Consider the following 25,168-nt stretch of genomic DNA (forward strand, 5'->3'; position numbering starts at 1 on the left):
TTGTCAATCGCCCCGACAATTTGACATAACATAATTTATCACCATTTCGTGGTGTAGAGGCTAAGTTGTAATGTCCGCTTTTAGCCAAGTTCAAATGTCCGCTTTTTCGCAGCGTAAGCTGACCGGCCGCCGGCGTTTCGGCGCGGGAGGCTTCCATGGCTGCGACCGAACGGATAACGATGACGATGCGCGAACTGGACAGGTTCAAGGTCATTCAGGACGTCGCCGACGGCAGGCTCAAGCCCTGGCGCGCGGCGGAACGGCTCAGGCTGACGACGCGGCAGGTTCGCCGTCTCGTTGGACGGTTGCGCGAACATGGACCGGAAGGTCTCGTGTCGCGTCGGCGCTCGAAGCCCAGCAACAACCAGCTGGACGCGATGACGGCTGATCGGGCACTCTCGATCATCCGTGAGCGCTATGCCGATTTCGGGCCCACGCTGGCCTGCGAGAAGCTGTACGAATGTCACGGCATCCGGCTTGCAAAGGAGACGGTCAGGCGCCTGATGACGGATGCAGGTCTCTGGGTTCCCCGCCGGCAGCGACCACCGAAGGTCTACCAGCCACGCGCGCGGCGCGCGTGTCTGGGCGAGCTGATCCAGATCGACGGCAGCGATCACCGGTGGTTCGAGGAACGGGCGCCGGCCTGCTCGCTGCTGGTGTACGTCGACGATGCAACGAGCCAGCTGATGATGCTGCATTTCACAGCCACCGAGTCGACCTTCAGCTACTTCGAGGCGACGCGCGCGTACATTGAACGCCACGGCAAGCCCGTCGCGTTCTACAGCGACAAGTACAGCGTGTTTCGCAAGACCGGCGCGAACAGGGATGGCAGCAGCGTGACCCATTTCGGCCGGGCGATGTACGAGCTGAACATCGACACGTTCTGCGCGAACAGTAGCCCCGCCAAGGGGCGCGTCGAGCGGGCACACCTGACGTTGCAGGACCGGCTCGTAAAAGAATTGCGGTTGCGTGGCATCAGCACGGCTGCCGGAGCCAATGCGTATGCGTCTGCCTTCATGGCAAATTACAACGTGCGCTTCGCGAAGCCACCGAAGAGCGGCTTCGATGCTCACCGCCCACTCAGGGCTGACGAGAATCTTGATCTGGTGCTCACGTGGCGCGAACCGCGCAAGGTGAGCAAGTCGTTGACTGTGCGGTATGACCGCGTCATGTATCTGCTGGACGACACGCCCGGGCACCGCAAACTGATCGGCCGCTACATCGACGTGTGGGAGTATCCGGACGGGCGTATCGAACTCCGCGCCGATGGTCGTGCACTGTCATGCAAACAGTACGACCGGCTGACCGAAGTTGACCAGGGCGCGGTTGTTGAGCATAAGCGGCTGGGTCACGTGCTTCAGGTCTCGCAGGTGATCCAGGCTCAACGCGATAACAGCCGGATCGGCAAAGCGCCTTCGCGAACCCACCTGGGCGTCGCAACGAGGGTTCAAAGCCGCTCGCCAGGCAAGAAGAAGCAACGCGAGTTCACGCAGGCCGATATCAATGGTGTGATTCTGGAACAGTCGCAGCAGCGGCAAACGCAACAACCACGCAAACCTGGCCGTCGGTCTGCAAAGGTGGTCGACGCAGACCTAAGCGCCCTGCCAGTTCAGGCGTCGTCCTTCAACAATGTGTGAGACAAAAAGCGTTAGAAACACCCCCCCAAACCTGGACATTTCAACTTAGCCGGAAAGCGGACATTTCAGAATGGCCTCGACACGTGGTGCATTTAAAACATCAAGGATCCGCTGTTGATGGTACGTCTCTATAAGCGCCAAAGGTCTGGCTACCCGGCTCAACAGGAACACGACTCAATTTGCTGACCTGAACCGTGCTTCGAAAAATGACGTCGTGGACCAACTCGGCCGTGCCGGCGGAGCGACGAAGGTCACGGGTTGATCCCGCATACAAAATGGATCAGACGGATGCCTGGTGTGTTGATGGAAACAAGACGCAGCTAGTCCGAATCAAGCAGACTTGCCGCGGGTCGCTTGTGTGGACCATAATGCACATAAAATGCAACGTGGATGGGCACATGGGTAAGGCACTCGAAGTTCGACCGCGCAAGTCCACAAACGTCACATTGCCGCCTGAAGTCCTGGATCGGGCCAAGGAGCTGGGGATTAACCTTTCGCGAGCGAGCGAGCGCGGTGTGCGGGAAGAAATTCAGGAGGCGGAGGCTCGCCGTTGGGCCGATGACAACGCCGAATTGGTCGCCGCCTACAGTGCGATGGTCGATCGCGACGGGCTTCCGCTAGCGAAATTCAGGACGTTCTAATGGCGCGGTTCGATCTCTACGTCAACCCCGACAAAGAGACGCGGAGACTCGCGCCGTACCTGCTCGACATACAGATCGCGCACGTTGGGATTTTGCCGACGCGCATTGTGATCCCTCTGCGACCTGTCGAGCATCTCGCTTTTTCGGGCAAACCATCCGATCTGCTGCCGGTTTTCGAGGTTAATGGCGAAAAATGTTTCCTTGATACGCCCGGCATGAGTGCAGTTCCTCTGAACGCGCTCGGCAAACGCATCGGTTCTCTTTCGGATGAACGTGAAGCCATCCTGGCGGCGCTCGACCGGATCTTCGGTGCATTCTGACCGACAGCAATGCAGCGCGATAGCCAGCGACGTGACGATTCAGCGCCGGTCCGGCGCTGTGATCGCCGGTCACAAGGCGCCTGGTTCGATCTTCAGAATCGCCCCTTTCGCTGCAAGCCGGGTTTGCTTTTGTGGTGTGAGCAGTTGCCACAGACGGTTAGTTGCGAATCTGCAATTGTTAATCTTTGCGAATGGTGAGCTTTTACAGGAGTAAGGTGCGCCAACCGGAACATCGAAACCCGGGCGCTCAATGCGCGAATCGCTGTCCCTGCGTGGGAAGTTAAAGAATTCTGTCGTGGCAGTTCACGCATCTCCGGCCAGGAACGGCCCGTCTGAATCAGTCACCGAGGAAGCAGCCGTTCCCGCTTGACCGCATCCGGGAAAGTCACCACGAATGCGCGCCCTACCCGGCATGTCCGTTAGCCTGCGACGGGCGCTGCCGCGTGCTGACGGGCAGCGCCGCGCTGTTCAGGCTCCGCCCGCGGTAGGTTGGCTCAACAGGAAAAACAGAATCGGATCCGGAGCGCACAATTTTAACTAAAAAGTTCACGAAAAGTGATCACTGTAATTATGTAAACTTCACACGCGACGGAGAGTCGGATGGGAGCACCCGTCGGTTCAAGGAAATTTGTTCCTGTTTTGCAACTAATTTTGTTCCCCCCCTAACTAGCGACAGGGCGCGAGATTTCCGGTGCGTCGTGATAGTCGGTCAGCGGCTCAGTGAGCAGCCAGTACACTCCACGCTGCGGGATAACGCAGATAGATCATGAGCACTGCCACGCCGAGCCGCTCATGATCGCCGCAGTGTTGCCTCACGCTCATCTTCAGGAAAGGCCAGCAGTTCGAAGCGCCGGGCCGCAGTGAGCAGCTCACGTCGAGGAATTTTTTGTTGGTCTCCACGCCGTTATTCTGTTTCCTGGTCCAGGCGGTAAGTGGCGAAACGCCTGCAGAAGGCTGCCTGCCGGCCCTTCGAGTTTTTGATCCATCGCTTTGATTATGATTTTCATCGCGCCAGCGCTTCGGTCCTGATTGCTCTCGCCAGGGACGGTTGAAGAATCTGAACACTTCCACGAGGGCGGTACTCGAAACGGCTCCTGCCGACTTCATTCAAGCAAAGGAGTTCAGTCGACCAGCGATCTTCTCTAGCGTTATCGGGAGGTCTCGCACCCGCACACCGGTGGCGTGATGAACCGCGTTAGCGACCGCTGAAGCCAAGCCAGTCGTGCCGATTTCTCCGATACCTCGAGCGCCGAAGTCGTTCAAATGGAGATCCGGGTAGTCGAGGAGCAGAACATCGATTTCCGGCTGATCTGCATGCACCGGTACCACATACTCCGCATAGTTATTGTTGGTCGGATAGCCGGTGCGCTCGTCGTATTCGGTAGCTTCGAAGGTTCTGGTGCAAATAGGCTGTCTGGACGAAAAGGTCTCGATAAAAAGGATACCTTATCGATAAGACAGGACCGCATTCCATACGGTGGGTACAGTGGCATCTTTGAGGCCGAGCTTTGCGAGATTGAATTGGCATTGGTCCGGGACTTGATGTGGCGATGGTCCTGTTCGATCAGATTGTTGAGATATTTCGAAGATCGAACCTTCGTGCCATCTGGCATCAGGCCGTCGGCCTTCATCTCGCGCACAGCACGGTGTGAGGCGGCATAGCCATCGAGTGTAATGGTTTGCGGCGGCCGCCCCAGATGTTTGATTGCCTTGTTGAAAAAGGCTTTGGCCGCGTTCACATCGCGTTTCCCCCTGAGCAGGAAGTCAACCGTCTGACCCGCCCGATCTACTGCCCGATAAAGATAGACCCATTTACCGCGGACTCTCAGGTACGTTTCGTCGACGCGCCACGACGTTCCCGCAGGCGTGCCGAAACGGTTCCAGCGCTTGACAAACTCCGGCGTGTAACGCTTCACCCAACGCAGGATCGTTGTGTGGGCGAGCGACAGGCCGCGCTCGGCCATCATCTCGACGAGATCACGCAGGCGAGCTTGTAGCGTAGATACCAGCGCACGCACTGAATGATCACATCGCGGTTGAAGTGACGGCCTGAGAACAGATCGCCCATGTTTTTAAGCTTGCTCATTATCGAATCATGAGATCGAGGAAGCAGCACTCTAACCGATCACATTCACTGTTTGCACCAGAACCCTATCGCAAAGGTAGCGGCCCGCCGGGACGTCATGCCGAGAACGTTCGGCACAAGCAGCGTGAGGTCATGTAGTAGAGCCAGCTCACTGCAACGAACCATCTCCTGCCAAGGTGCAGTAGATGCCGCGCGAATCAAAGAATTGCGGGCGTAGTGCTATCGGGTCGACGCCAGCGTGCTCGAGATGGTAGCGCCATGCCGCAGGGACTTCATCAACTGCGTCGACCTATCTCTGCGACCGCCAGTGGAAGATGCCGCTACTCGCTCCGACGATCAACTTCGATTTGACGGCCAACTCAGGCGCTTAAAGGTAATTCGGCAAAGCTTCACAGATTCCGGCCGACCCCATCTAAAATACCGCGCGTGGTCAGCTCTTACTTAAGGGGCCCGGTTTCCGGAAGGCACTACTGCGACTTGGGTTTTGATTAGCGCTATTCAAAACGTAACTGAACAAAGCTCAAATCGTCCGTCTCAAGACAACAGGCTTTCCACCCATCGTCTGCTTCGTCATCCACGCCGCAAGCGCCGAGTCCATGTAGTCGGCGTGCCCTGGAAACCAGCTGTACAGATGCAAGCCGATGTCATGCACCAGCGCGCAACCGGCCTGCCCTGCTTCGACCGCTGCTTTGACGTCCCGCACCGACTTCAGCACGGCTTCGTGCTCTTCGATGTGGCAGTCGCGCGGCGGAAAGTTCGTCGTGCGCATCCATTCGTCTTCCTGCTCGAAATGGCTAACGGCGTGTTTCTCGAACTCCACGATAGCGGCGAGGGCGCTCGCATCGGTGCAAGCCACGAGCCCTAGCGCGACTCTGTAGAATTCTTCATGGACATCGTCCATCGGTGTGAACCCGAGTAGCCGCGCATCTGACCACGCAAGGCTATTATCACTTTCCCGCACAGGGGCTTCAGCGTCTTTCGATACAAGGTCTTTCATCTTCACTCAATCCGGCGTTAGAAACAGCTATATCATAGCCAAGTTATATTAAGCGTTGGAAGATTCCCGGCGTTCTGCCGTCAAAGTGGCTTAAAACTCGAATCCTGCCAGACTCCGTGCGAACCGATCGGCCGCCAACGGCACGATCCCGAGCAGGACCAGTTCCGGAGCAATTTTCGCAATGACACGGGAGGATTGGCGATTAAACGCGAACGGTATTCGGTGGAGCAGAACGTGGCTGCACTCAAGCAATGGGACGCGTCCGCGCTTTGACGTCGTGGACGTCTTCAACCGTGAGGCGCTCGCCATTGAGGTTGGACATCGTCTGCGTGCAGACGACGTTGTCTCGGTACTGAACCGGCTGGCGGCGCTACGTCGTGCGCTACGTTTCCTGTTTGCCAATAACGGCAGCGAGTTCTCTCGTCGCCTGCTGAATATGCTCGCGTACCACTACAAGTTACAGATCGACTTCAGCCGTTTGGGCAAGCCGGCGGATAACAACTTCATCGGGACGTTCAACGGCTCATTCCGGGACGATTACCTCAACCTGCACTGGTTCGGATCTATGGCTGAAGCAAAACGCGAGATCGAGGCATAGCGGCGGGACTCCAATGAGACCCGAGCTGACTTGTCCCTCAACGATTTAACACCGGGCGAGTTTCCCGCCTGGCAATATAGTCTTCGGCCTGCGGCCGAAGACTCATGAAAGGCCAGACACTAACACCTCAACCTGACCAGGAAACCCAAAGCGGTTCAGAAAACACCCCAAAGGTTGGATCGGTGTCCAAGTTTGAGGTGCGGTTCGCTCTGGAGGCTTTTTTTCTTTTTATTGCCCGCTTAGAGCGTTAGAACTTGTGCTGGATGCCGACCATGCCACCCGTCTGGTTCGCGCCCGTTTGGACCGTACCGCCACCCGTAAGCGCCACTGCACCATTTCGGCTGTTGATCATATACCCGAGCATACCGTACACCGAGGTACGCTTCGACAGGAAGTACGTTGCACGAGCCGTAATCATGGTCGAATTCGACGTCGCCGGCGCTACGCTACCCGGGACGATCGAACCGTTCTCGATCACGCCGCCGATATTCGACGGGTTGCTCACATTAAAATGCGCGCCGACGAGATCGAGTGCCAGGAACGGCGTAGGCAAATAGGTACCGTTCAGGAAGTACAGATCCGTGTGGTACGACCGACCGACGTCCACGTTGTGATGTATCCAACCACCTGCGAACTTCCCGTGGCTGAAATTGTAGTACGCCGTAGCCTGGATGTGCGTGTCTTTGTCCGAGCTACTCACAAGCGGGCCGAAGTCCGTTGATGCCCCACCGCGCATCTGATCGAAAGACACCGATGCGCCGTAGTTCGCGGTGTCATACATCACCATAGCGGTGACCTGCTTACAGGCCTGGAAATTGCCCGGAACCTGGCCAGCGCAGCCTGTTCCACCCGGGCCCGGCACCGTCGCCGAATCGCGACCGAAGCTATACGTCGCGCCGATCGTCACGCTGCCGAACTTGCCCATGTAGCCAATCGCATTGTCGCTACGTGCGTTCGCCAGGTATGGGTCAAAACTGGCCAGGCCGATCAGCGCCGGTCCCAGGATATCGGCGTTTACGACCGAGTAATACGTCATGTTGCTTTGACGTCCAAACAGCACTGTGCCGAACCGGTTGCTAAGACCGACGTTGGCCTGACGACCGAACAGACGCCCACCGTAGTTCAGACCGCCCGTCCCCGGCGCGAAACCGCTTTCGAGGTTGAACACAGCCTTCAGGCCACCGCCCAGATCCTCCACACCCTTCAGCCCCCAACGCGAAGGCAATTCACCCGTCAGTGCCGGCATGCCATAGACCGAACCACCAGTCTTGGCGTGGTTATAGAACTCGATGCCCGTATCCATGATGCCGTAGAGCGTGACACTACTTTCTGCATAGGCTCCCGTAACGGAGAGCAGCATTGCCGCCCCGATAGCGAGTTTCTTCACCTTCATAGGAATCTCCAATTTTATTATGAAGACGCGTTTCTTCGTTTCGCGTCCAGTCGAATTATCAGGAGGATTTGTGCGAACGTAACGCCCGGTTTACCCGCAATTATTAATCCGGACCTCGCCCACACCTCCACCATCACTCTGCAGACCTAATTACTAAAACCGAATCGGATCGTAAATATTGGTTATGAATATCTGATATCGGTAGATTCGATTAAAGAGCGCTTGGAAGACCACTGCTCGTGGACTACTTGGCGACCCTACGCATCAAAGTTGTTACACGGAATAACGCGCCAGGAAAAGCCCCGATTTGACGAGGCTCTTCTATCACTGCTGTGCCTGAAACTCCCTTTCCAACTGCGCCCAGCGTTCACCGCACTCGACTGCGCCCGCCACATATTCCTGGGGTATTTCGAGGTACGGAGGACGCGATGGCCCCGGATCGATCAGGCCTGCCGCCTTGAACCGCAGATGGCCGATCTGGATGCTGTAGTCCATGAAGCGCGCGAGGTCGCCGCCCGGGAACATCGGTGCTTCCGCCCATTTCAATTTAGCGGTGATTTCCTTCGCCCGTTCCCAGTTGCCTGCCAGAACGGCACGCGAGTTTGCCACGATGGGGCTCGGCGCACAGGCAATGCCACCCGTCCAGCACGCGCGTGCGAGCTCGGGATGCTTGATCGCCACCGGATACCATTCCGGCGCCAGCGGCAAGATACGCATCTTGTCGCCGACGGCGATCATGTCGGGTTCGAGCGTGGGACCACCGACGTGCTTGGCCGCGACAACTTCCGGAATTTCCGCCAGAGCCTTGTAGGCCTCGGGGCTGATCTTTGCCTTGAACGCGATCGGGTTGTCGTACACGACGAGCGGAACGCCAGGCAGCGCTTCAGCGATGTCCTGGTAGTAGCGAACGATGTCCTTCTGATCGACGGACAGCCACATCGGGCGGCCGACAAACAGGCCATCGGCGCCCAACTCGATCAGTTCACGGCCACGAGCGATAGTGTCACGTGTATTCATCGTCGTAACACCAGCGAAAAACGGCCGGGATTTGCCGTTCGTTTCGATGATGCACTTCGTGAAGTCGAGATGTTCCGCACGCGTCAGCGTTGCCCCCTCGCCGAACGTGCCGTTTGCCATCAAGATATCAACGCCGGCCGCCGTCACCAGTTTGATCATCTTCTCGGTTTCGTCGAGATTGACGCTGTTCTTCGTATCCCACCGGCCTGCGTCCGGCGTTGCAGGCGTCGGTACAATCCCAAGCACACCAACGATGTCTTCAACCGTAATTCTCATTTCCACTCCTGAGTTTGCTCAAGAAAAAACTTGAGTCCAATTACAAGCCAACGTACTGTCTAACGCAGTCACCGTCTGCCTCAAGTGCAGCCGAATCTCCAGTCCAGACCACGCGTCCCTTTTCGATCACATAGTGACGATCAGCCAATTTCGACAGCGGCGCCAAATTCTTGTCGACCACGAGCATTGCCTGACCCTCGTCCTTCAACATGCCCAGGCATTGCCAGATTTCTCGCCGGATTAACGGAGCCAGACCTTCCGTCGCCTCATCGAGAATAAGCAGACGAGGGTTCGTCATGAGTGCCCGTCCGATTGCCAGCATCTGCTGCTCGCCGCCCGAGAGATTCGAGCCCAAATTCGTTTCGCGCTCCTTCAGGCGGGGGAACCTTTCGTACACGCGATGCAGGACCCAAGGGTTATTCACCTGTCTACGGTTTGTCGCCGCACAGATCAGGTTTTCCTTGACGGTCAGATTGGGAAAAATTCCGCGTCCCTCCGGCACCAATCCGATGCCCGCCTGAGCAATGCGGTAATCCGCCATGCCCGAGATCTCTCGACCATCAAATAAGATCGACCCGCCCTTGATCGGCAGTTGTCCCATCAGTGTTTTGATGGTGGTGGACTTCCCCATGCCATTACGGCCAATCAGTGTCACGACCTCGCCAGCTGCGATCCCTAGCGATATATCCCAAAGTACCTGACTCGTGCCGTAACTCGCCGCGATATTCTTTATTTGCAGCATCACATGAGCTCCGACGGTTCGCCCAGATACGCTTCCTGCACCGTCTGGCTGCACCTGATTTGATCCGGAGTGCCGGTCTCGATCGGTTGCCCGGAAACCAAAACCGTCACGCGATCTGCGAGTTCAAACACCGCATCCATGTCATGCTCGATCAACAGCATGCTGATGTCGCTCTTAAAGCGTTTCAGCAGCGCCACCATTGCTTCCGATTCAACTTGGCTCATACCTGCAAGCGGCTCGTCCAGAAGCATAAGGCGCGGCTTGAGTGCAAGTGCCATTGCCAATTCAAGCTGGCGCCGCGCGCCGTGCGCCATTTCGGAAACCGGCGTGTTCATTTCGGTCTCCAATCCCACCTGCAAGAGGGCTTCGCTCGCCTCGCCAATGAGATCTCGATCTCGGCGCGTCGGCGTCCAAACTCCGAAATTCCGCCCCGTACGGCCCTGAACCGCCAGCATGACATTCTCGAGCGCCGTCATATCGTTGAACACGGAAGTGATCTGATAGGAGCGCACGAGCCCCATCTGCGCCCGGCGATGGGTGGGCGCGGCCGTCACATCCTGCCCGCGGAAAACAATGCGCCCTTCGTCCGGCACAAGTTCGCCCGACAATTGGTTGATGAGCGTCGATTTCCCCGCACCGTTCGGGCCGATCAGGGCATGGATCTCACCCTCTAGCACGTCAAGCGTTGCGTTGTTCGTGGCGACGAATCCGCGAAAGCGCTTGACCAGATTTTTCACCTCGAGCAAGGGGCTCATCCACGCCCCCAGGTGTTGGGAATCGATCCAAAGATGCCGCGCTTAACCGTCATCGTCACAATCACGATAAACGCGCCGAGCAGCGCCATCCAGTGGTTATTGAGCAGCTGTTCGACGTCATGCGGCAAACCGAACTTCGAGCTGGAAAATACCTCCTCGAACGTCAACATGACGATAGTCCCCACGAACGGCCCAATAATGGTCGCCTGACCGCCCAAGACCACCATGGCCATCAGTTCGCCCGAAACCGTCCAGGTGACGTATGAGGGCGCTGCAATCTGCACCAGATTCGCCAGAAAGAAACCGGCGAGGACGCAGATCAATGCCGACAAAACGTACGCGGCCAGACGGTATTGAATCGTCGCAAATCCCAATGCTTTCATCCGCCGTTCGTTCGAGCGGCAACCCTGTACCGCCTGACCGAAGCGGGCGTTCATCATCCGGTTCATGAAAAAAAGAATCGCGATGAACGCGGCGAACACAACGTAATAAAGTACCGTATTCCCCCCAAGGTCCAGTCCGCCAAACGCACTGCGATGTTCGATCGTCAAGCCGTCGTCTCCGCCGTAGTCCGTTAGCGTCATGATCAGGAAATAAAGCATTTGCGCGAACGCCAGCGTAATCATGATGAACGCCATGCCTGACGTGCGCAGGCTGATCAATCCCACGATGGTGGCCACCACGCCACCGACGATCAATCCAACCATCAATTGCGTCCAGCCACTACCGATACCGTGAAATGCACAGATGCCGACAGCGTAGGCCCCGATCCCCATGTACAGCGCATGACCCAGACTGATCATCCCGCCATAGCCGAGCGCCAGGTTCAGTCCGCTCGCGGCCATCGCCATGATCAGAATGCGCGTGGCGAACGTCGTGTAATAACTTTGCCCGAGCACGCCCGAAAGCAACGGAATGAGGGCGAATGCCGCCAACAGGATGATGGTGACCGCCGTCCGTGGCGTGACAATGATTCTCTTACCCATGCTTAACCGGAAATAGACCTTGCGGGCGCAATGCGAGGACTGCCGCCATCACGAGATAAATCAGAATGGAAGCCAGCGACGCCCCGACAACCTGAGCACTCGCGTGCGGCATCACACCCCGAAGCAGAGCGGGCAGGAACACGCGTCCTCCTGTATCGACCAGCCCGACGATCAGCGCGCCGTAAAAAGCCCCGCGTATGGAACCGATACCGCCCGTCACGATGACCACCAGCGTCAAGATCAGGATTGGACCACCCATTCCTGGTTGAACAGACGATAACGGGCCATTCATGAAGCCCGCGAGCCCGGCCAGGCCAGCACCGATCGCGACGACTGCGCAGTTCAACCTCCGGATGTTGATACCCAAGGCTGCGATCATCGTGGCGTTGGATGCCCCCGCGCGAATCAGGATACCGATGCGAGTTCGATGAATGAAAATGTATAGCCCGACGGCCACGAAAAGACCAACGACGAGGATCGCGAACCGATACGTCGGATAAGGAATTCCGAATATCCGAATTGCACCGCCGAGCGAGTCCGGAACCTGCGTGGCAATCGATCCTGATCCCCAGATGATGCTAACGAGCTCGTTAAAGAACAGGATCAGGCCGAACGTGGCTAGTACATGCGTCATGTGATCGCGGAGGTACAGCTTGCGGAAGATCGCCGTTTCGAGCATGACACCGACGACCAGTGTTCCGAAAACACCCGCCGCCGCAGCCTCGACAAAGGACCCGGTAGCGTTGAACGTAACAGCCGCGAAATACGCGCCGAGCATGTAGAGCGAACCGTGCATCAGGTTCACGAAGTTCATGATGCCCAGCACGAGTGTCAGGCCGGCGGATAGCAGGAAAAGTAACACGCCGAACTGTAACCCGTTGAGTAACTGCAAAAGCACAAGTGATGGCGACATGGGGCTGCCCTGTTCGGCTCTCCGACTATCAAATGGACCAACGGTGTGCGCCCCTGGGAGCCCACACCCGACACTTATCCTGGTGTCGCTCGGGTCACCGATTTCCGCGGCTTGAAGGACAGGAAAAGACCGATCGCAATCATGAGGATAATGATGCCTACGGCGCGGATTCCGACCAGGTTGCTCCCCGTGTTGGCGCTGATAATAGCCACGATAATCGGGGCTGCGAATTCACCGAAGAACACGCAGGAGACGTATCCGCCCGATCCCTTCGCGCGGCGTTCGACCGGAAGTTTAGACATCACGATATCGGCGATGGACGGAATTGCGACCCCACAGCCCGCAGAGTGGAGTACAACGGCTACCAACGTCCATCCTAGACCGATAACCGGCGCCTCCGAGATTCCGATCAGGCCAACGGCCATGAACGAAAAGCTGGCGACCAGGCAGAACTTCGAGCCCAACGGACGGGTGAACCGCGTACACAGCGCACCGATAACCAATGCGAGGTGCGAGACACCCATGATCATGCCGATCTGGCCCGGCGTTGCCGTCCCGATGCTTTTGAGCACGAAACTGAGTTCAACAGCAGCGACGAACATGGAGATCGCTGCGAAAAAGAGCAGCGCATAACTCGGCAGCATCCCAGTCCACTTGAAATCCGTGTTCCAGGCGGGCTGCGCCTCCTCCTGTCGCCTCGCGGGTTCCCAAAGAAGCGCGAGTGCCATCGGGATCAGAATCACACCGCATATGTAAAGCCAAAATGGAGTGCGCCAGCCGTGGTTCCCAAGCAGACCACCGAAGACAAAAAATGCCGACGCGGCCAGTGAACTGATTGCCGTTTGATAAGCGAACACGCGCTCGCGGGCGGCACCCGTGTAGTAGTCGCACATCAGAGCCGTGCATATCGTGATCGCCATCGCTTCGGTCACGCCGAGAGCAATACGACTGCCGACAATCCAGTGAAGATCGGCCAAGTACAGCGGTGCTGTGCCGAATAGCGTATAGAAGAAAAGGGTAACGCCGATCATTGGACGCCGCCCAAACTTCTCTACCAGCCATCCTGCAGCGGGTCCAAGCAAAGCAATCATGAGCGCAGGCGTTGTCATGGTGAAACGCACCCACATCCCTACATGCGCTACATATTGAAAGTTCTCCACCATTCGTGGAAGCGACGGCGCAATCAGAACCCCACCCAGGACCGGCAGACAACTTATGACCATCAAAATGAACGTCTGTGCTGCTCCTGCTACTCTCGGCTTGGAGCCGTGCCCTAGATGATCGACCATCATGTCTCCACATCATTGATTGAATCAATTTTTTTGTTTCGTGTGCAACCGGGTTGTCACTGCGTGCTCTGAGATTTTCCTGTCCATCGTTTGATCAGACCGGTATCGATGTCGAACAGGTCGAGCGCCCGACCAACGGTGTGATTCACCATCTCGTCTATCGTTGCTGGACGAGAGTAGAACGCAGGCACGGGCGGCATTATGATCGCGCCGCTATTCGCAGCCCTTTGCATGATGTCGATATGCCCAGCATGCAGAGGCGTCTCCCGAACCATCAGAACGAGCGGTCGCCGCTCCTTCAGGCAGACATCAGCCGCGCGCGTCAACAGGTTGTCTCCAAAGCAGTTGGCGATGCTTGATAGACTCTTGATAGAGCACGGTGCGACCAACATCCCAGCGGTGCGAAATGAACCGCTGGCGATGGCATCCCCGATGTCAGCGTAGTTGTAGACAACACTGGCGAGGGCCTTCACATCCTTTACCGTCCAGTTGGTCTCTTCGGCGATGGTACGGGACGCCGAAGGAGACATAACCAGATGGCTTTCGACGTCCGGGCTCTCGCGCAGAGCCTCCAAAGCGCGGATGCCGTAAATGGCGCCCGACGCTCCCGAGATTCCGATAATAATGCGCCGTTTCACTCCATTTCCTTAATGGCGTTTTCATCGGGCCGACCATCGTCACCGATCGGCAGACGCTTGGCCAACGCGCGTTCACCCACCTTGTGATAATTACCCTCGACGGCCCACTGTGCTTCTTCACGATCACGTTCCGAGCGCAGGCCAAGCTCATAGCCGAACCAGGGCATTCGCGGCGTCAGCGAAGGCAATCCGAGTTCTTCCCAGATTGCCTTCGCGTTTTCCATGAACGGACGCGCGGGCAGCGAAACCGGCGCCATGTTCTTCTTGCGCATCGCGTTGACAAGCATCATCGAACCGTAGAGCAGCTCGTTCGAATGACCGTCACGGGTCGCATACCGACGTTCCGCAGACGGATCGAGACCCATGCATCGCTCAGGCAAGGTCACGAAGTCCTTATGCGGCTGCGTGCGATAGCACATCGCCCAAATTACGGATTCGAGGTCGTTCGGATCGATGTCCTCGTCAACCGCGATTGCGAATTTGCCCACGTGATTGTGGCGCCCCGGCAGTGCATAGAGCGCTTGCCATGCCACCGCAGGATCACATGGCTTCATCTTGACGACACACCAGTAATCCAGCGCGATCTGGTGGAAGGCGACGTCCACGACCTGCGGGATGCCACAGTGATTGCGAAGGTGGAACAGATACGTATTGTCCTGACCGACCTTCTTGAGCATGCTGCTCTCGCTAGGAGGCATCTGGCTCGTGATGTTCGTAAACACCGGATTACTGCGGTGCGTGATTGCCGTCACCTGGAACACCGCGTTGTACTCGCGCTCGCCCATGTAGCCGGTGTATTCGCCAAACGGCGCCTCAGGCTCCATGCAGTCCGTGAGGAAGTAGCCCTCGATGACGAGTTCGGCGTTAGCCGGAACCTGCAAATCGACGGTCTTGCAGCGCACGAGATCGAGCGGCTCACCGATCAGGCTACCGGCGACCGCGTATTCCTCTACGCCATACGGCAACCGGGTGCCTGCCGCGTAAGTCAGTGCAGGCGGGCCGCCGATAACTAATGCGGCGGGCATGACCTTGCCCAGCTTCCGGTAGGCGTGCCAGTGGATCGAACCGTGATTCAGGTGACCGAGCAGCACACCCATGCGATCCGGTCCCTTGATCTGGCCACGGTAGTTGCCGACGTTCAGCCAGCCGGTCTCCGGGTCCTTTGTGACCCAATTCGAGGCCGTCGTGTAGGGACCGACGTCGAAGCCAGGCGTAGAGATCGGAATTGCGAACTCGTCCAGACCGCCATGCGCCAGCAGATCGTCGCCCATGTGCACTTCTTCCTGCACGGGACCGTATTCGACGATTCGCGGTGCGATCGGTGCGGCCTGTGCTTCCTGCCAGCGTTGTTTGACGTCCTTGACGTCGCAGCCCATACCCAGGGCGTAGACTTCTTTCGACGACGCGTAGATACCTACTGCGGCGCCGCCATTGACCTTGTTGCCCTTGGCATCGACAACGTGTTCGAACAGAAAGCCGCGTCGCTCCGATTCCGGCAGACCCCGGAACTGCCACTTCACCAGTGGCATCAGTTCCGTCTCCTTGCAGATCGGACGGCTGATTCGGAACAACTTGCCGGCCCGTTCAAGTTTTTCGAGATAGGTACGGAGATCCTGCGGATTATCTTTCCGTTCCTGCGTAGGCGTATCAGACATTGTAGATTCCCAAATTTCCAGGTGAAGGTCAGCCGATAAGGAGGCTGACCTGTCGAGGCTTACTTCAGCGCGCAAGCGCTGACAAAAGGATCGGACGGATCGTGCATCGGCGCTGCGATCAACTTGAGGGTGACACCACCCTTACCGTCCTTAACGGCTTCCAGGACGTCGTAATCTTCATTCGGGAAGTGGTTTTTCGCGAACGAGAAGTGGCCGCGAATGGTCGCGAACTTCGCCTGCTTCAGTGCGGCGCCCAACGCTTCCTTGTCGTCCATATTGCCCTTGACCTTGGCAATGGCCGAGTCGATCAGCTGTGCTGCGTCATAGCTTTGCGCAGCGAACATCGTCGGTTCCCGGTGATACTGCTTCTCGAAGGCAGCGACGAATTCCCTGTTCGCTGCGTTATCGAGATCCGGCGACCATGCACCGCTCGTCACCGCGCCTAACGCTGCATCCTTCAGAGCCGTCAGGTTGTTGCCATCGACAGCGCCCAGTGCGAGCAGCGGAGTCGTCTTGCCCAAACCGGCTTGTTGATACTGACGCACGAAGTTGATGCCCAATCCGCCTGGGTAGAAAACGAATACCGCATCGGGTTTCGACGCTGATACCTGGAGGATTTCAGCCGAGAAATCCTGCTGCGAGAGCGGCGTGTAGATCTCGTCCGGCACTTGACCCTTGAAGACATGCTTGAACGTCGCCAGGAAATTCTTTCCCGAAACGTAGTTCGGCGCCATCAGGCTGATGCGCTTATAGCCCTTGTCGTTCGCATACTTGGCGAGCGTCGCGCTCAGCAGTTCCGGTTGCCACGAGGTGACGAACTGGTACGGCGAGCACTCCGCGCCTGCCATCGGGTTCGTCGTTCCGTTCGAGATGACGACAAAGACCTTGTGCGGCGTGGCGACCCTCACTGCCGCAGCTGCCATCGGCGAAAACGTCAGGCCCGTGATAATGGGCACGTTGTCCTTTTCGATCAGTTTTTGCGTGACCTGTGCTGCCACCTCGGGCTTGAGCTGGCTATCCTCCCGGATAACCTGAACGGGAACGCCGCCCAGTTTTCCGCCGTTCATCAGAACGCGCAACATGAAGCCGGCGTATTGATCTTCACCCAACGTCGCTTGCGGACCCGACAACTCCGCTTCAAACCCGATCTTGATCGGAGCTTGTTCGGACATCGCTTGCTGAGAAGCGAATGCCACGACGGAAAAAGCTAACGCCGAAACTGTACGCAGCATTTTCAAGACTTCACTCCTTTACTTAGGATAACGATTGTTTCGTCACCACTGCCAGGTGTCAACGTGACACTGATCGGCATTTACCCGATTCGCATTGACCAAACGAGGTCTTACGCCGAGTACATGATCTTGCGATAGAACTCATAGAAGCCACGGATCGCTGCTTCGGAGACCATATCGCCCTTCGTCGGCGTCTCGGTGGTGTAGCCACCCATCTCCAGTACGCAGTCGCGGTCGTTGTTGGGAAGCATGCCGTTACGCGAAAACTCGAAGACCTCCGTGTCATCCACCGAGATATAGCCAGCGGAGCCCGTAAGGTTCGCCAGCCGCGTGCGGCGAAGCGTCATCTCTTCCGTGTCGTCTTCGTAGCCGAAGAACGTCCATGCGAGTTCGAACTCGTTGGGGCCCATCGGCAGCACGTTGCGTGTTTGAAGGAGATTCTGTTGCTGCTGCACGGTTAGCGCGGGGAACATCGTGAGGTTCTGGATCGTGATGTCGTCGTCGAACTCTTTGACCGGCGTCACGGGACGCATATCGTTCAGTTGATAGCCGTCCTTGAACGAAATCATCTCTTGCTGACCGGTCAACTTGTCACGCGCCGTCGCCGTCGATGCAACGACGTTGTTCGCACGCGTGCGTTCGTCGTGGAGCAGGAGGCCATCCTGGTCCATGCGATAGAGACCGAAGCTGATGAGAAATACGTGCAGGAGCGTCGCGTGATACGAGTCTTTCAGGTTCTCCGGATAAAGTTTCCAGTTCGCCTTGATGCGCTGACGCTGATAGCCAATGACCTTGAGTTTCCGGCCATCGAACACACGGGTCAAGCGCGCGTAGACGTCTTCGCCCAGGTATTCCTTCAGCGGCAGTGCCCGCTCATCGAAGGTGGCAAACACCGCACCGTTGACGATCTCGACACGCAGTTTGCGCAGGCCGTGTTGCTTCAGATCGAACTCTTTCGGATAGCCGCCGGCGCCCTTTTGTCCGCGACGGAAAGGAACGCCCGTGAGGTTTCCCTTCAGGTCATACGTCCATTGGTGATACGGGCACATGAGGGCAGTGTCGTTGTCGAATTTCTTCTGAACGACTTCTGCGGCTCGGTGAGCGCAACTGTTGAGCACGACGTTGACACCACCCTCCTGGTCACGCGTCATCAGCACCGAGCGCTCGCCGACCGTGGAACGCTTGATGTCGCCGGCGTCAGGAATCTCGCATTCGAGGCCGATGAAGCTCCAGAACGGACCGTAGAAGATCTTTTCGAGTTCTTCCTGATAGTTCTCGGGATCGGAGTAGACCCAATTCGGGACGCGCGTGCAGTCCTCAGTAGGCCATTGGCGGGAGTTACTCATTTGAATTCTCCTTACACCGGGTACACAACCGAACCGGGCACCAGTTCGTTATCGAATACAACAAAGCGGCTCTTGAATTTCAAGGCCTCGCCGCTCGCGTCGATCTGGTCAAACGTGCGGCCCAGCAGTTGCAATTCGGGAGTGCCGTCCACCAGGGTCTGGTACACCGCGAACTGGCTGCGGGTATCCAGCACGCCCTCCTTTTCGCCGACGATTCGTACGCTACCAATCAGGTGCGTCAAGTAGCGCGGGGAAAACACCATCGTGTTGCGAATGGCCGTGACCCGATCGATCAGTGCTCCCTTGCTCTCGGCGAAGATCACACCGACCGGCAGCGAACGCTCGTAGTTGACGCGCGAAATGATTTTGTAGACGCATTCGTCGGCATACAATTCCGGCCATTGTTCGAGCCGGTCATCACAAATGATTTCGGCATGCTGGGCGTAAAGATCATCAACTTTTTCGATCATGAAGTCGCTCATCAGGTCAGCGAAACGTGCACGTTCTTGGTCTGGGTATAGGACAGGAGTTCCGACAACCCTTCTTCCCTGCCCATACCGGATTTCTTGTAGCCGCCGAATTCGGCACCGATGAAGTGCGAGCTAACGTAATTGATCCAGACGAATCCGGATTCAACGCGGCCGGCCAGACGGTGCGCCCGCGCCAGATCCTTCGTCCAGATCGAAGCCGTCAGGCCGTATTCAACCGAGTTGATCTGTTCGAGCAGCGTTTCTTCGTCATCCCATGGAATCACTGCCAGCACTGGCCCAAATACTTCTTCGCGGAATAGACGCATTTCAGGCGTCACGTCGGCGAACACCGTCGGCTCCACGAACCAGCCCTTTGCGAGCGCGGGATCATCCGGGGGGCCGCCACCGCAGATCAGACGTGCACCTTCTGCCCTGGCCGACTCGATGAAGCCCATGACCTTGTCGAATTGCGGCTTCGAGATCAGGCAGCCCATTGTCGTTTCCGGGTCCGTGGGCATGCCGCACTTGTGCTGCTCGGCGATCAGACGCTTCATCGACGACAACACGCGTTCGTAGACACTGCGATGAACGAACAGACGCGACGTCGAGCCGCACGATTGACCGGCCCACAGGAAGTTCATGCCGGACACTGCGCCCTGGATTGCCTTGTCGAGATCTGCGTCGCCGCAAATCACGAGCGGGTTCTTACCGCCGAGTTCAAGCGTCACCGGCATGATTTTGTCGGCCGCGCCCTTGAGGATCGCGGCGCCGGTGGCGGTTGAGCCGATGAGAGCCGCCTTGCGAACCAGCGGGTGCGCGACCAGCGCTTCACCGCACTCACGGTCGCCGCTGATGATATTGATGACGCCCGGAGGGAACACTTCGGAAACGAGTTCGGCCAGCAGGTAGCCCGACAGCGGCGCCTGAGCAGGTGGCTTCAAGATCACGGTGTTGCCTGCTGCCACCACGGGTGCCAACTTGCTGGCGAGGAACATCAGCGGATGGTTATAAGCCACGATGCGCGCGACGACGCCGAGCGGCTCACGCAGCGTGTAGTTCAGTACGCCGTCGCCCATCGGTACCGTGTCGCCCTTCGTTTCGTGCACAAGCCCGGCGAAGTACTCGATCTGTGCCGCAGCGATCACTGCATCGCGCGCCATTTCCTTGATCGGGTTGCCGCAATTGAGCGAGTCGAGCCATGCGAATTCGTCAGCGCGATCCCTGACCTTTGCAGCCAGTTCGCGCAGCAGCCGGGCGCGCTCGATCGGCTTGACCAGACGCCACGACTTGAATGCTTCATGTGCCGCCTTGACCGCCAGATCGACGTCTTCCTTGTTAGCGACCGCGACCGGGCCAAGGCTTTCCTGCGTGGCCGGATTCACCGTCATTTCAGAACCACCGAGCGGCGCGTGCCACTCACCACCAAAGAACAGCCCCCGCCTGGTCGGCAATTCAAATCCAGTCGTCGCGCTCATGCGTTGTCTCCGTTCAGAGTAATGCGGATTTGGCCATCGGACTCCTCCACCATGTGGCATGCCAGAGCGCAGGTAATCGGGGCGCCCAGGCCTTCTCCGGTGGCAACGTCAAAACGTCCGCCGTGCAGCGGACATTCGATTACGCGGTCTTCGAGATAACCGTCGGTCATCAGCGCGTGACCGTGCGTACAGATGTTGTCCGTTGCGTAGAGTTGACCGTCAACGCGATAGATGGCGATCTGACGCCCTTGCACGGTGAAACCCTGCATGCCTCCTTCCTCGATTTCCTCGGAACGGGCTACCAACTCATTGGTGATGTCACTCATATTGATTCGCTTAACGTGATAAGGACTGGAGTGTCGTGGCCGGATCGGCCAATTTCTCTCGATCGACGATCACGCGATTGGTGATCATCTGACGGGCGTATCGCATATCCCGCCCGTTATTGATGCAGATCGCTCCAATGATTCTTCGGTCCGCGAGCGCGAGCACAGTGAACTTGCCGTCTTCCGGTTTTCCGCGCCAGACAAAATCGTTCCAGTCGCCCGGATTGCCGGCCGTTTGGATATTCAGGTGGTATTGATCGCTCCACAGCCATGCAACTTCGGCATATGCCTCGGGCTCGCCCGCGATAGCCTTCGCCACAGCGATCGCCTGATTTTGTGCGTTTTGCCACGACTCGAGCCGGATATGACGATCAAGCAGCGGATTGAAGTGCCGGGTGACGTCGCCCGCAGCGTAAATATCCGGGTGGCTGGTGCGACCGTATTCATCGACCACGATACCGTCTTGAACTACGAGCCCACAGCCTTCAGCAATTTCCGTATTGGGAATTGCGCCGACACCCATAACTACGCAATCGACGTCCAGAAACTCATCGGCGTCGAGCAGTACTCGCACTCCGCCTTCAGACTGTTCAAATCCACGCAAGCGTGCGTGGGTCACGATAGCGACGCCGTTTTCCTTGTGAACATCAGCCAGGAACGTCGCGACGGATTCCGGAAGCGAACGTTCCATCAGACGGGGCGCGGCTTCCAGAACGGTGACGGCGACACCCATTGCCCGGGCTGAGGCCGCAACTTCCAGTCCAATGAAACCGCCTCCAACGACCGCAATGCTTTTAGCCGTGCGCATCTGTTCGGATAGGCGTAGGGCGTCGTCGATGGTGCGCAGGACGTGAATCCGCTCATTGTTTGTGCCCGGGAGCGTCAGCATGCGGGGCCGCGCACCCGTGGCTAGAACGAGTTTGTCGTAACTGATCTGGCTTCGGTCCGACAAAGTCAGCGCCCGACGTTCGGCGTCAATCGCGGTTACCCGGATGTCGAGGCGGACTTCAATTTCCTTTTCATTGAAAGCGGAAATAGGCTGAATCCACGTCTTTTCGACTGCTGTCCGGCCTTGGAGAACGTCTTTCGACAGGGGTGGTCGCTCGTAGGGCGGATGCGCTTCATCGCCGATCAGCGTTATCGCGCCATCAAATCCATTGTTGCGCAATGCCATTGCAACGCCGGCGCCCGCCTGGCCTGCGCCCACTACGACGACGTGTGATTTCGAAGTACTCATTCAAAGCCCTGCTTTCAGATACAGTTGCTTCGCTTCAATCGCAAGATCCCGAACAGCGGGATTTCCGGTTGCTGAATGTGCGAGTACGAGCTTCATCATCATCCGCATGAATTCCTGACGTTCATTCGGCGTCAGCGGGGCCAGCAGGCATGCCTGCGAAGCATCTGCTCCTTCAATCAATTGGTCGATCCGCTCTCGACCAGCATCCGTAATGGAAATACTGCTGACTCGCCGATCCTCGGCATTCGCCTCTTTCGTTACAAGGCCTTCCGATTTAAGACGCTCGATCACACGCATGATGCTGGTGCGATCTACGTCGGTTGCCTGTGATAGCGAGATTTGGTCGATACCGGGCATATCAGCGATAATCTGAAGCGCACCCAATTGGATCGACGTCATGTTGTGGGGCTTCGTCTCCTCTGCAAACAGACGTACCGCGACTTGCTGAAGTCGACGAATGAGTGCCCCAGGCTTTGTGAACGGGTTGAACATAGAAGAAATAAGCCGGTATGCCCTCGCGCTGGCGCTCGGGCGGGGCCGCGATTTAATCCTTGAAGGATTCCTTGAGAAGACCGAGTTTCCGATAGATTTCACGGTCGGTGACCATGAAAATCTGTGCGCCCTCGACCGAGGTGTGGGTGACCCACGTGTTTTGCGGGATCGTGAAAATGTCTTTCTCGCCCCACTTGATTTGACGGTCACCAATCTGGCTAATGCCTTGGCCAGCGACCACACAGCACACCGTGTTCGCCGTCGTCCTGAATTCCCGCGTCTCCAGGCCCGCAATCAGACCCGTGAGATAGCAATCGAGCGTCGCCATCACGGCCTGGCCATTGAGCGGATTGACGTAACGAACTCGGCGAGAGCCGTCCTCTCCTATCGGAGCCGCGTTGAGGGCCGTCACTGCATCTTTCCACTCATAACGGAAGACCGGCGAATATGGACGCTCCGTGGCATCCAGATCGGGCACGATGCCGGCCACGGCGAACGATGAGTCCGCGACTTCCGGAGTCTGATCGACGATCGGGCCTGGCTGAAATTCATCAGTGCCCAAGTACAACTGGAGGTCAACGTCCAGGACGTCCATCCAGATCGTTGCGCCTTGACCATTATGGTGATGCGAGTGCCACGTCCATGCCGGCGTCAACACCAGGTCGCCTGGTTCCATCGGACAGTCCTTGCCGTCGACGATAGTGGATGCGCCGTGGCCTTCCATCACGAACCGCAGCGCATTCATCGAATGGCGATGCGGGCGAGCCACTTCACCGGCGAGTAGCGTTTGCAGCGTTGCACTAATGGTGCCGGTCGTTGCTTCGTCTTCGGGCGTTTTGGAGAACGGATTGACCATCGAGAGGACGCGTCGCTCCACAACCTTCGGCGACGAAATCTGCGCCGTCTCAGTCAGGATCGATCGAGTTGCACTCCAAGGCCAGATGTGAGCCTGCTCGCGCTGAACATCCAGTTTGTGCGCCGTGGGGCTTTCCCACAACGGGACGAGATCCGTATCGACCATCTTTTCCCGCAGCGAAGCAGGGATCATGTTCGTCTCTGAACTAGAGCTAACTGTCATCGGGTCTCCTGATAATTGGTCTACGGCGTAATTAATCAGCATGCTGATAGATGCTAGATATTCGTCAGCATAGTGTCAATTGCGATGATCATCAGGAAAACCCCATCGGTGCTAACCCGGTACGCCCGAGCCTGTGCGTCAAGCCGGCAACTGCAAACGGCCGGCACCTCGGCGCTGATACGTACGCGGAGGAACCGATGCATTGATACGGCGGCAGCCTTCCCCAATCTCCATCGAGTCATCATTTCGACTTAGCCCGACGTGGTCTCGGTCGCCGACATCGCCTACATCGCGCTCATCAAAATTACGATCGGCTTTATGAATTTGGCTGCCGTTCCCCGATGCATGCATTCGCAAAGGCGTAAGCCATTTAATTCGCCTGCGAATGGGATCGCTAACGCGCCACCGTTTTGAAGCACGCGCGTGCTCTCGAACACCTCGAACGGGCAGTCGTCCTGCGTCGTAGAGACGGGCAAAATGATGCTCTATCGCGCGATCGGCGATTGCTCGGATCGCCCGGCGGTGCCCCGGGACGCCGAGGCGCAGTACGGCCGAGATCAGGAGGATTCGGACTCCGCGCTGCGGCGCGTACTAGCGATGCGCTCTCCGGAACGCATGCATGACGCCGACCGGGACCGTGAAATGACTGCGAGCGTATGAACCGACTCGTGCCATAATCTGTCGGCACAACATGTGCAAGAAGTTGCTACGCAAGCCGTTCGACTTCCGGCGAGAATCCAGCCGCGCGTGCGTCACCCGCTGACAAAGCTCATTCAGCAGGTAGTCCCCTGCTAACAGCGGCGCATACTTACCACGCTAGTCCGCCATTCGGCGGCCTCTTTCGTTGGCCGGGCTGTTTTTTCGCCCGCAACTTTTCTCACCTCAGCGACAGGACACCAACGAAGGAATGAACACGATGAGCGATGCCAACGCGGCGACTCACAGCGCCGATCGGCTGCAGTTCGATGCATGGCCACCAGCGCTGCTGGACTGGTTCGACGGCCGTGCGCTCGCAGCCCGGACAGGCTTCGCGGCGTCGCTCGTCACATGCCACGAGGATGGGCGTCTCGGGACGTCGCTGCTTGGCATCGGTGAACTGTACGCGCCATGTCCCCGTTCGTTGCGCTTCGCGCTGTGGGCGCAAGCGAGGGCGGCACGCGCGCTCGCCGCAGGCGGACGCCCGGCGCTGACCTTCGTACTCGACGGTGCGTTTTTTCAGGTGCAGCTCGATGCAATGCCGATCGCGTCGACTGGAGCGCAGGGCGTCGGGCTCGCCTGCTTCGAGGCGGTTGTCGCGTCGGGTGAGGCGCAGCGCGTGCCTTACGCGCGCCTCGACGCGGGCATCACGTTCACGCTCGATGAGCGGGATCGCGAGATGACCTTAGAACGCTGGAATCAGCAGATCGAATGGTTGAAGGCAGTTGGGCGGTGAGCTGGCGCCACACCGCGCCTTGGTCTTGCCAAGGCGAATCTTATGGATTTGATCGCGTAACGCGCCACGCCGCGCCTTCGAGCCGAACTGACAAACCCGTGTGGGCTGTGTTGTGAGTTGCCGCGGCGTCATCCAAA

At 57.7% G+C, this 25,168-nt stretch carries 23 protein-coding genes and 2 pseudogenes; 5 read left to right on the forward strand and 20 right to left on the reverse strand.

Annotated features, from left to right (window positions below):
• Positions 1–155: 155 nt before the first annotated feature.
• The 3 genes from OKW37_RS01035 to OKW37_RS01045 all read left to right on the forward strand — a co-directional run bounded on the left by OKW37_RS01035 (position 156) and on the right by OKW37_RS01045 (position 2,598).
• Positions 156–1,637: an ISNCY family transposase gene (locus tag OKW37_RS01035; RefSeq protein ID WP_429401505.1), complete on the forward strand. Its 1,482-nt coding sequence runs from the start codon at positions 156–158 to the stop codon at positions 1,635–1,637.
• A 398-nt stretch (positions 1,638–2,035) separates the two neighbouring features.
• Entirely contained in the window at positions 2,036–2,278 is a 243-nt protein-coding gene (locus OKW37_RS01040) for a type II toxin-antitoxin system CcdA family antitoxin (RefSeq protein ID WP_244145174.1), read from the forward strand.
• On the forward strand, positions 2,278–2,598 hold the full coding sequence (locus OKW37_RS01045) for a CcdB family protein (RefSeq protein ID WP_429401507.1): 321 nt from the start codon (positions 2,278–2,280) through the stop codon (positions 2,596–2,598). Before OKW37_RS01040 ends, OKW37_RS01045 begins: the two co-directional genes overlap by 1 nt.
• A gap of 717 nt (positions 2,599–3,315) precedes the next feature.
• Here OKW37_RS01045 and OKW37_RS01050 read toward each other — a convergent pair.
• From OKW37_RS01050 to OKW37_RS01060, 3 genes and pseudogenes are all read right to left on the reverse strand, one after another.
• Positions 3,316–3,669: a hypothetical protein gene (locus tag OKW37_RS01050; protein ID WP_143037340.1), complete on the reverse strand. Its 354-nt coding sequence runs from the start codon at positions 3,667–3,669 to the stop codon at positions 3,316–3,318.
• 375 nt (positions 3,670–4,044) lie between these two features.
• Positions 4,045–4,684, reverse strand: a pseudogene (locus OKW37_RS01055) (IS6 family transposase).
• A 520-nt stretch (positions 4,685–5,204) separates the two neighbouring features.
• Positions 5,205–5,681, reverse strand: a complete 477-nt coding sequence (locus OKW37_RS01060) for a bacteriohemerythrin (RefSeq protein ID WP_090812330.1) — start codon at positions 5,679–5,681, stop codon at positions 5,205–5,207.
• A 271-nt stretch (positions 5,682–5,952) separates the two neighbouring features.
• Here OKW37_RS01060 and OKW37_RS01065 point away from each other — a divergent pair.
• A pseudogene (locus tag OKW37_RS01065) lies at positions 5,953–6,387 on the forward strand (integrase core domain-containing protein); the annotation flags it as partial.
• Positions 6,388–6,526: 139 nt separating this feature from the next.
• On the opposite strand, the gene OKW37_RS01070 reads toward OKW37_RS01065, so the two are convergent.
• The 17 genes from OKW37_RS01070 to OKW37_RS01150 all read right to left on the reverse strand — a co-directional run bounded on the left by OKW37_RS01070 (position 6,527) and on the right by OKW37_RS01150 (position 23,599).
• Positions 6,527–7,672 carry a porin gene (locus OKW37_RS01070; RefSeq protein WP_090812329.1) on the reverse strand — a complete coding sequence of 382 codons (1,146 nt, stop codon included), beginning with the start codon at positions 7,670–7,672 and terminating at the stop codon, positions 6,527–6,529.
• Positions 7,673–7,996: 324 nt separating this feature from the next.
• On the reverse strand, positions 7,997–8,965 hold the full coding sequence (locus OKW37_RS01075) for a dihydrodipicolinate synthase family protein (RefSeq protein ID WP_208524353.1): 969 nt from the start codon (positions 8,963–8,965) through the stop codon (positions 7,997–7,999).
• Positions 8,966–9,005: 40 nt separating this feature from the next.
• Entirely contained in the window at positions 9,006–9,707 is a 702-nt protein-coding gene (locus OKW37_RS01080) for an ABC transporter ATP-binding protein (protein ID WP_090812327.1), read from the reverse strand.
• On the reverse strand, positions 9,707–10,462 hold the full coding sequence (locus OKW37_RS01085; protein WP_090812326.1) for an ABC transporter ATP-binding protein: 756 nt from the start codon (positions 10,460–10,462) through the stop codon (positions 9,707–9,709). The genes OKW37_RS01080 and OKW37_RS01085 overlap by 1 nt, the downstream gene beginning before the upstream one ends.
• Positions 10,459–11,448 (reverse strand): branched-chain amino acid ABC transporter permease, encoded by a 990-nt coding sequence (locus tag OKW37_RS01090; RefSeq protein WP_090812325.1) that lies wholly within the window; start codon positions 11,446–11,448, stop codon positions 10,459–10,461. Before OKW37_RS01090 ends, OKW37_RS01085 begins: the two co-directional genes overlap by 4 nt.
• The gene (locus OKW37_RS01095; RefSeq protein WP_090812324.1) at positions 11,441–12,361 is read right to left on the reverse strand and encodes a branched-chain amino acid ABC transporter permease; all 921 of its coding nucleotides are present in this window, start codon (positions 12,359–12,361) and stop codon (positions 11,441–11,443) included. The genes OKW37_RS01090 and OKW37_RS01095 overlap by 8 nt, the downstream gene beginning before the upstream one ends.
• Before the next feature lie 74 nt (positions 12,362–12,435).
• Complete coding sequence (locus tag OKW37_RS01100) at positions 12,436–13,653, reverse strand: MFS transporter (protein ID WP_429401513.1); 1,218 nt, start codon at positions 13,651–13,653, stop codon at positions 12,436–12,438.
• A 53-nt stretch (positions 13,654–13,706) separates the two neighbouring features.
• Positions 13,707–14,288 carry a UbiX family flavin prenyltransferase gene (locus tag OKW37_RS01105; protein WP_429401515.1) on the reverse strand — a complete coding sequence of 194 codons (582 nt, stop codon included), beginning with the start codon at positions 14,286–14,288 and terminating at the stop codon, positions 13,707–13,709.
• A complete protein-coding gene (locus OKW37_RS01110; RefSeq protein WP_429401517.1) occupies positions 14,285–16,018 on the reverse strand; it encodes a UbiD family decarboxylase in 1,734 nt (577 codons plus the stop codon). Before OKW37_RS01110 ends, OKW37_RS01105 begins: the two co-directional genes overlap by 4 nt.
• A complete protein-coding gene (locus tag OKW37_RS01115) occupies positions 16,003–17,175 on the reverse strand; it encodes an ABC transporter substrate-binding protein (protein WP_090812614.1) in 1,173 nt (390 codons plus the stop codon). Before OKW37_RS01115 ends, OKW37_RS01110 begins: the two co-directional genes overlap by 16 nt.
• Positions 17,176–17,285: 110 nt before the next feature.
• Positions 17,286–18,521: an aromatic ring-hydroxylating oxygenase subunit alpha gene (locus OKW37_RS01120; protein WP_090812320.1), complete on the reverse strand. Its 1,236-nt coding sequence runs from the start codon at positions 18,519–18,521 to the stop codon at positions 17,286–17,288.
• An 11-nt stretch (positions 18,522–18,532) separates the two neighbouring features.
• Positions 18,533–18,991: an aromatic-ring-hydroxylating dioxygenase subunit beta gene (locus OKW37_RS01125; RefSeq protein WP_167368842.1), complete on the reverse strand. Its 459-nt coding sequence runs from the start codon at positions 18,989–18,991 to the stop codon at positions 18,533–18,535.
• A gap of 11 nt (positions 18,992–19,002) precedes the next feature.
• Positions 19,003–20,466 carry an aldehyde dehydrogenase family protein gene (locus OKW37_RS01130; RefSeq protein ID WP_090812318.1) on the reverse strand — a complete coding sequence of 488 codons (1,464 nt, stop codon included), beginning with the start codon at positions 20,464–20,466 and terminating at the stop codon, positions 19,003–19,005.
• Positions 20,463–20,792 (reverse strand): non-heme iron oxygenase ferredoxin subunit, encoded by a 330-nt coding sequence (locus OKW37_RS01135; protein WP_090812317.1) that lies wholly within the window; start codon positions 20,790–20,792, stop codon positions 20,463–20,465. Before OKW37_RS01135 ends, OKW37_RS01130 begins: the two co-directional genes overlap by 4 nt.
• A gap of 10 nt (positions 20,793–20,802) precedes the next feature.
• On the reverse strand, positions 20,803–22,029 hold the full coding sequence (locus OKW37_RS01140; protein WP_090812316.1) for an NAD(P)/FAD-dependent oxidoreductase: 1,227 nt from the start codon (positions 22,027–22,029) through the stop codon (positions 20,803–20,805).
• Positions 22,030–22,428 (reverse strand): MarR family winged helix-turn-helix transcriptional regulator, encoded by a 399-nt coding sequence (locus OKW37_RS01145; protein WP_429401521.1) that lies wholly within the window; start codon positions 22,426–22,428, stop codon positions 22,030–22,032.
• A gap of 145 nt (positions 22,429–22,573) precedes the next feature.
• Positions 22,574–23,599 carry a cupin domain-containing protein gene (locus OKW37_RS01150; RefSeq protein WP_167368840.1) on the reverse strand — a complete coding sequence of 342 codons (1,026 nt, stop codon included), beginning with the start codon at positions 23,597–23,599 and terminating at the stop codon, positions 22,574–22,576.
• A 916-nt stretch (positions 23,600–24,515) separates the two neighbouring features.
• On the opposite strand from OKW37_RS01150, the gene OKW37_RS01155 reads away from it, so the two are divergent.
• Positions 24,516–25,031 (forward strand): hypothetical protein, encoded by a 516-nt coding sequence (locus OKW37_RS01155; RefSeq protein WP_090812613.1) that lies wholly within the window; start codon positions 24,516–24,518, stop codon positions 25,029–25,031.
• Positions 25,032–25,168 lie beyond the last annotated feature (137 nt).

The organism is Paraburkholderia sp. MM5482-R2, assembly GCF_050436125.1.
Lineage (GTDB): Bacteria > Pseudomonadota > Gammaproteobacteria > Burkholderiales > Burkholderiaceae > Paraburkholderia > Paraburkholderia tuberum.

Coding starts and splice junctions, on each gene's coding strand:
- OKW37_RS01035 (WP_429401505.1), top strand. CDS start 156: ATGGCTGCGACCGAACGGATAACGATGACGATGCGCGAACTGGACAGG.
- OKW37_RS01040 (WP_244145174.1), top strand. CDS start 2,036: ATGGGTAAGGCACTCGAAGTTCGACCGCGCAAGTCCACAAACGTCACA.
- OKW37_RS01045 (WP_429401507.1), top strand. CDS start 2,278: ATGGCGCGGTTCGATCTCTACGTCAACCCCGACAAAGAGACGCGGAGA.
- OKW37_RS01060 (WP_090812330.1), bottom strand. CDS start 5,681: ATGAAAGACCTTGTATCGAAAGACGCTGAAGCCCCTGTGCGGGAAAGT.
- OKW37_RS01070 (WP_090812329.1), bottom strand. CDS start 7,672: ATGAAGGTGAAGAAACTCGCTATCGGGGCGGCAATGCTGCTCTCCGTT.
- OKW37_RS01075 (WP_208524353.1), bottom strand. CDS start 8,965: ATGAGAATTACGGTTGAAGACATCGTTGGTGTGCTTGGGATTGTACCG.
- OKW37_RS01080 (WP_090812327.1), bottom strand. CDS start 9,707: ATGCTGCAAATAAAGAATATCGCGGCGAGTTACGGCACGAGTCAGGTA.
- OKW37_RS01085 (WP_090812326.1), bottom strand. CDS start 10,462: ATGAGCCCCTTGCTCGAGGTGAAAAATCTGGTCAAGCGCTTTCGCGGA.
- OKW37_RS01090 (WP_090812325.1), bottom strand. CDS start 11,448: ATGGGTAAGAGAATCATTGTCACGCCACGGACGGCGGTCACCATCATC.
- OKW37_RS01095 (WP_090812324.1), bottom strand. CDS start 12,361: ATGTCGCCATCACTTGTGCTTTTGCAGTTACTCAACGGGTTACAGTTC.
- OKW37_RS01100 (WP_429401513.1), bottom strand. CDS start 13,653: ATGATGGTCGATCATCTAGGGCACGGCTCCAAGCCGAGAGTAGCAGGA.
- OKW37_RS01115 (WP_090812614.1), bottom strand. CDS start 17,175: ATGCTGCGTACAGTTTCGGCGTTAGCTTTTTCCGTCGTGGCATTCGCT.
- OKW37_RS01120 (WP_090812320.1), bottom strand. CDS start 18,521: ATGAGTAACTCCCGCCAATGGCCTACTGAGGACTGCACGCGCGTCCCG.
- OKW37_RS01125 (WP_167368842.1), bottom strand. CDS start 18,991: ATGATCGAAAAAGTTGATGATCTTTACGCCCAGCATGCCGAAATCATT.
- OKW37_RS01130 (WP_090812318.1), bottom strand. CDS start 20,466: ATGAGCGCGACGACTGGATTTGAATTGCCGACCAGGCGGGGGCTGTTC.
- OKW37_RS01135 (WP_090812317.1), bottom strand. CDS start 20,792: ATGAGTGACATCACCAATGAGTTGGTAGCCCGTTCCGAGGAAATCGAG.
- OKW37_RS01140 (WP_090812316.1), bottom strand. CDS start 22,029: ATGAGTACTTCGAAATCACACGTCGTCGTAGTGGGCGCAGGCCAGGCG.
- OKW37_RS01145 (WP_429401521.1), bottom strand. CDS start 22,428: ATGACGTCGATCCAATTGGGTGCGCTTCAGATTATCGCTGATATGCCC.
- OKW37_RS01150 (WP_167368840.1), bottom strand. CDS start 23,599: ATGACAGTTAGCTCTAGTTCAGAGACGAACATGATCCCTGCTTCGCTG.
- OKW37_RS01155 (WP_090812613.1), top strand. CDS start 24,516: ATGAGCGATGCCAACGCGGCGACTCACAGCGCCGATCGGCTGCAGTTC.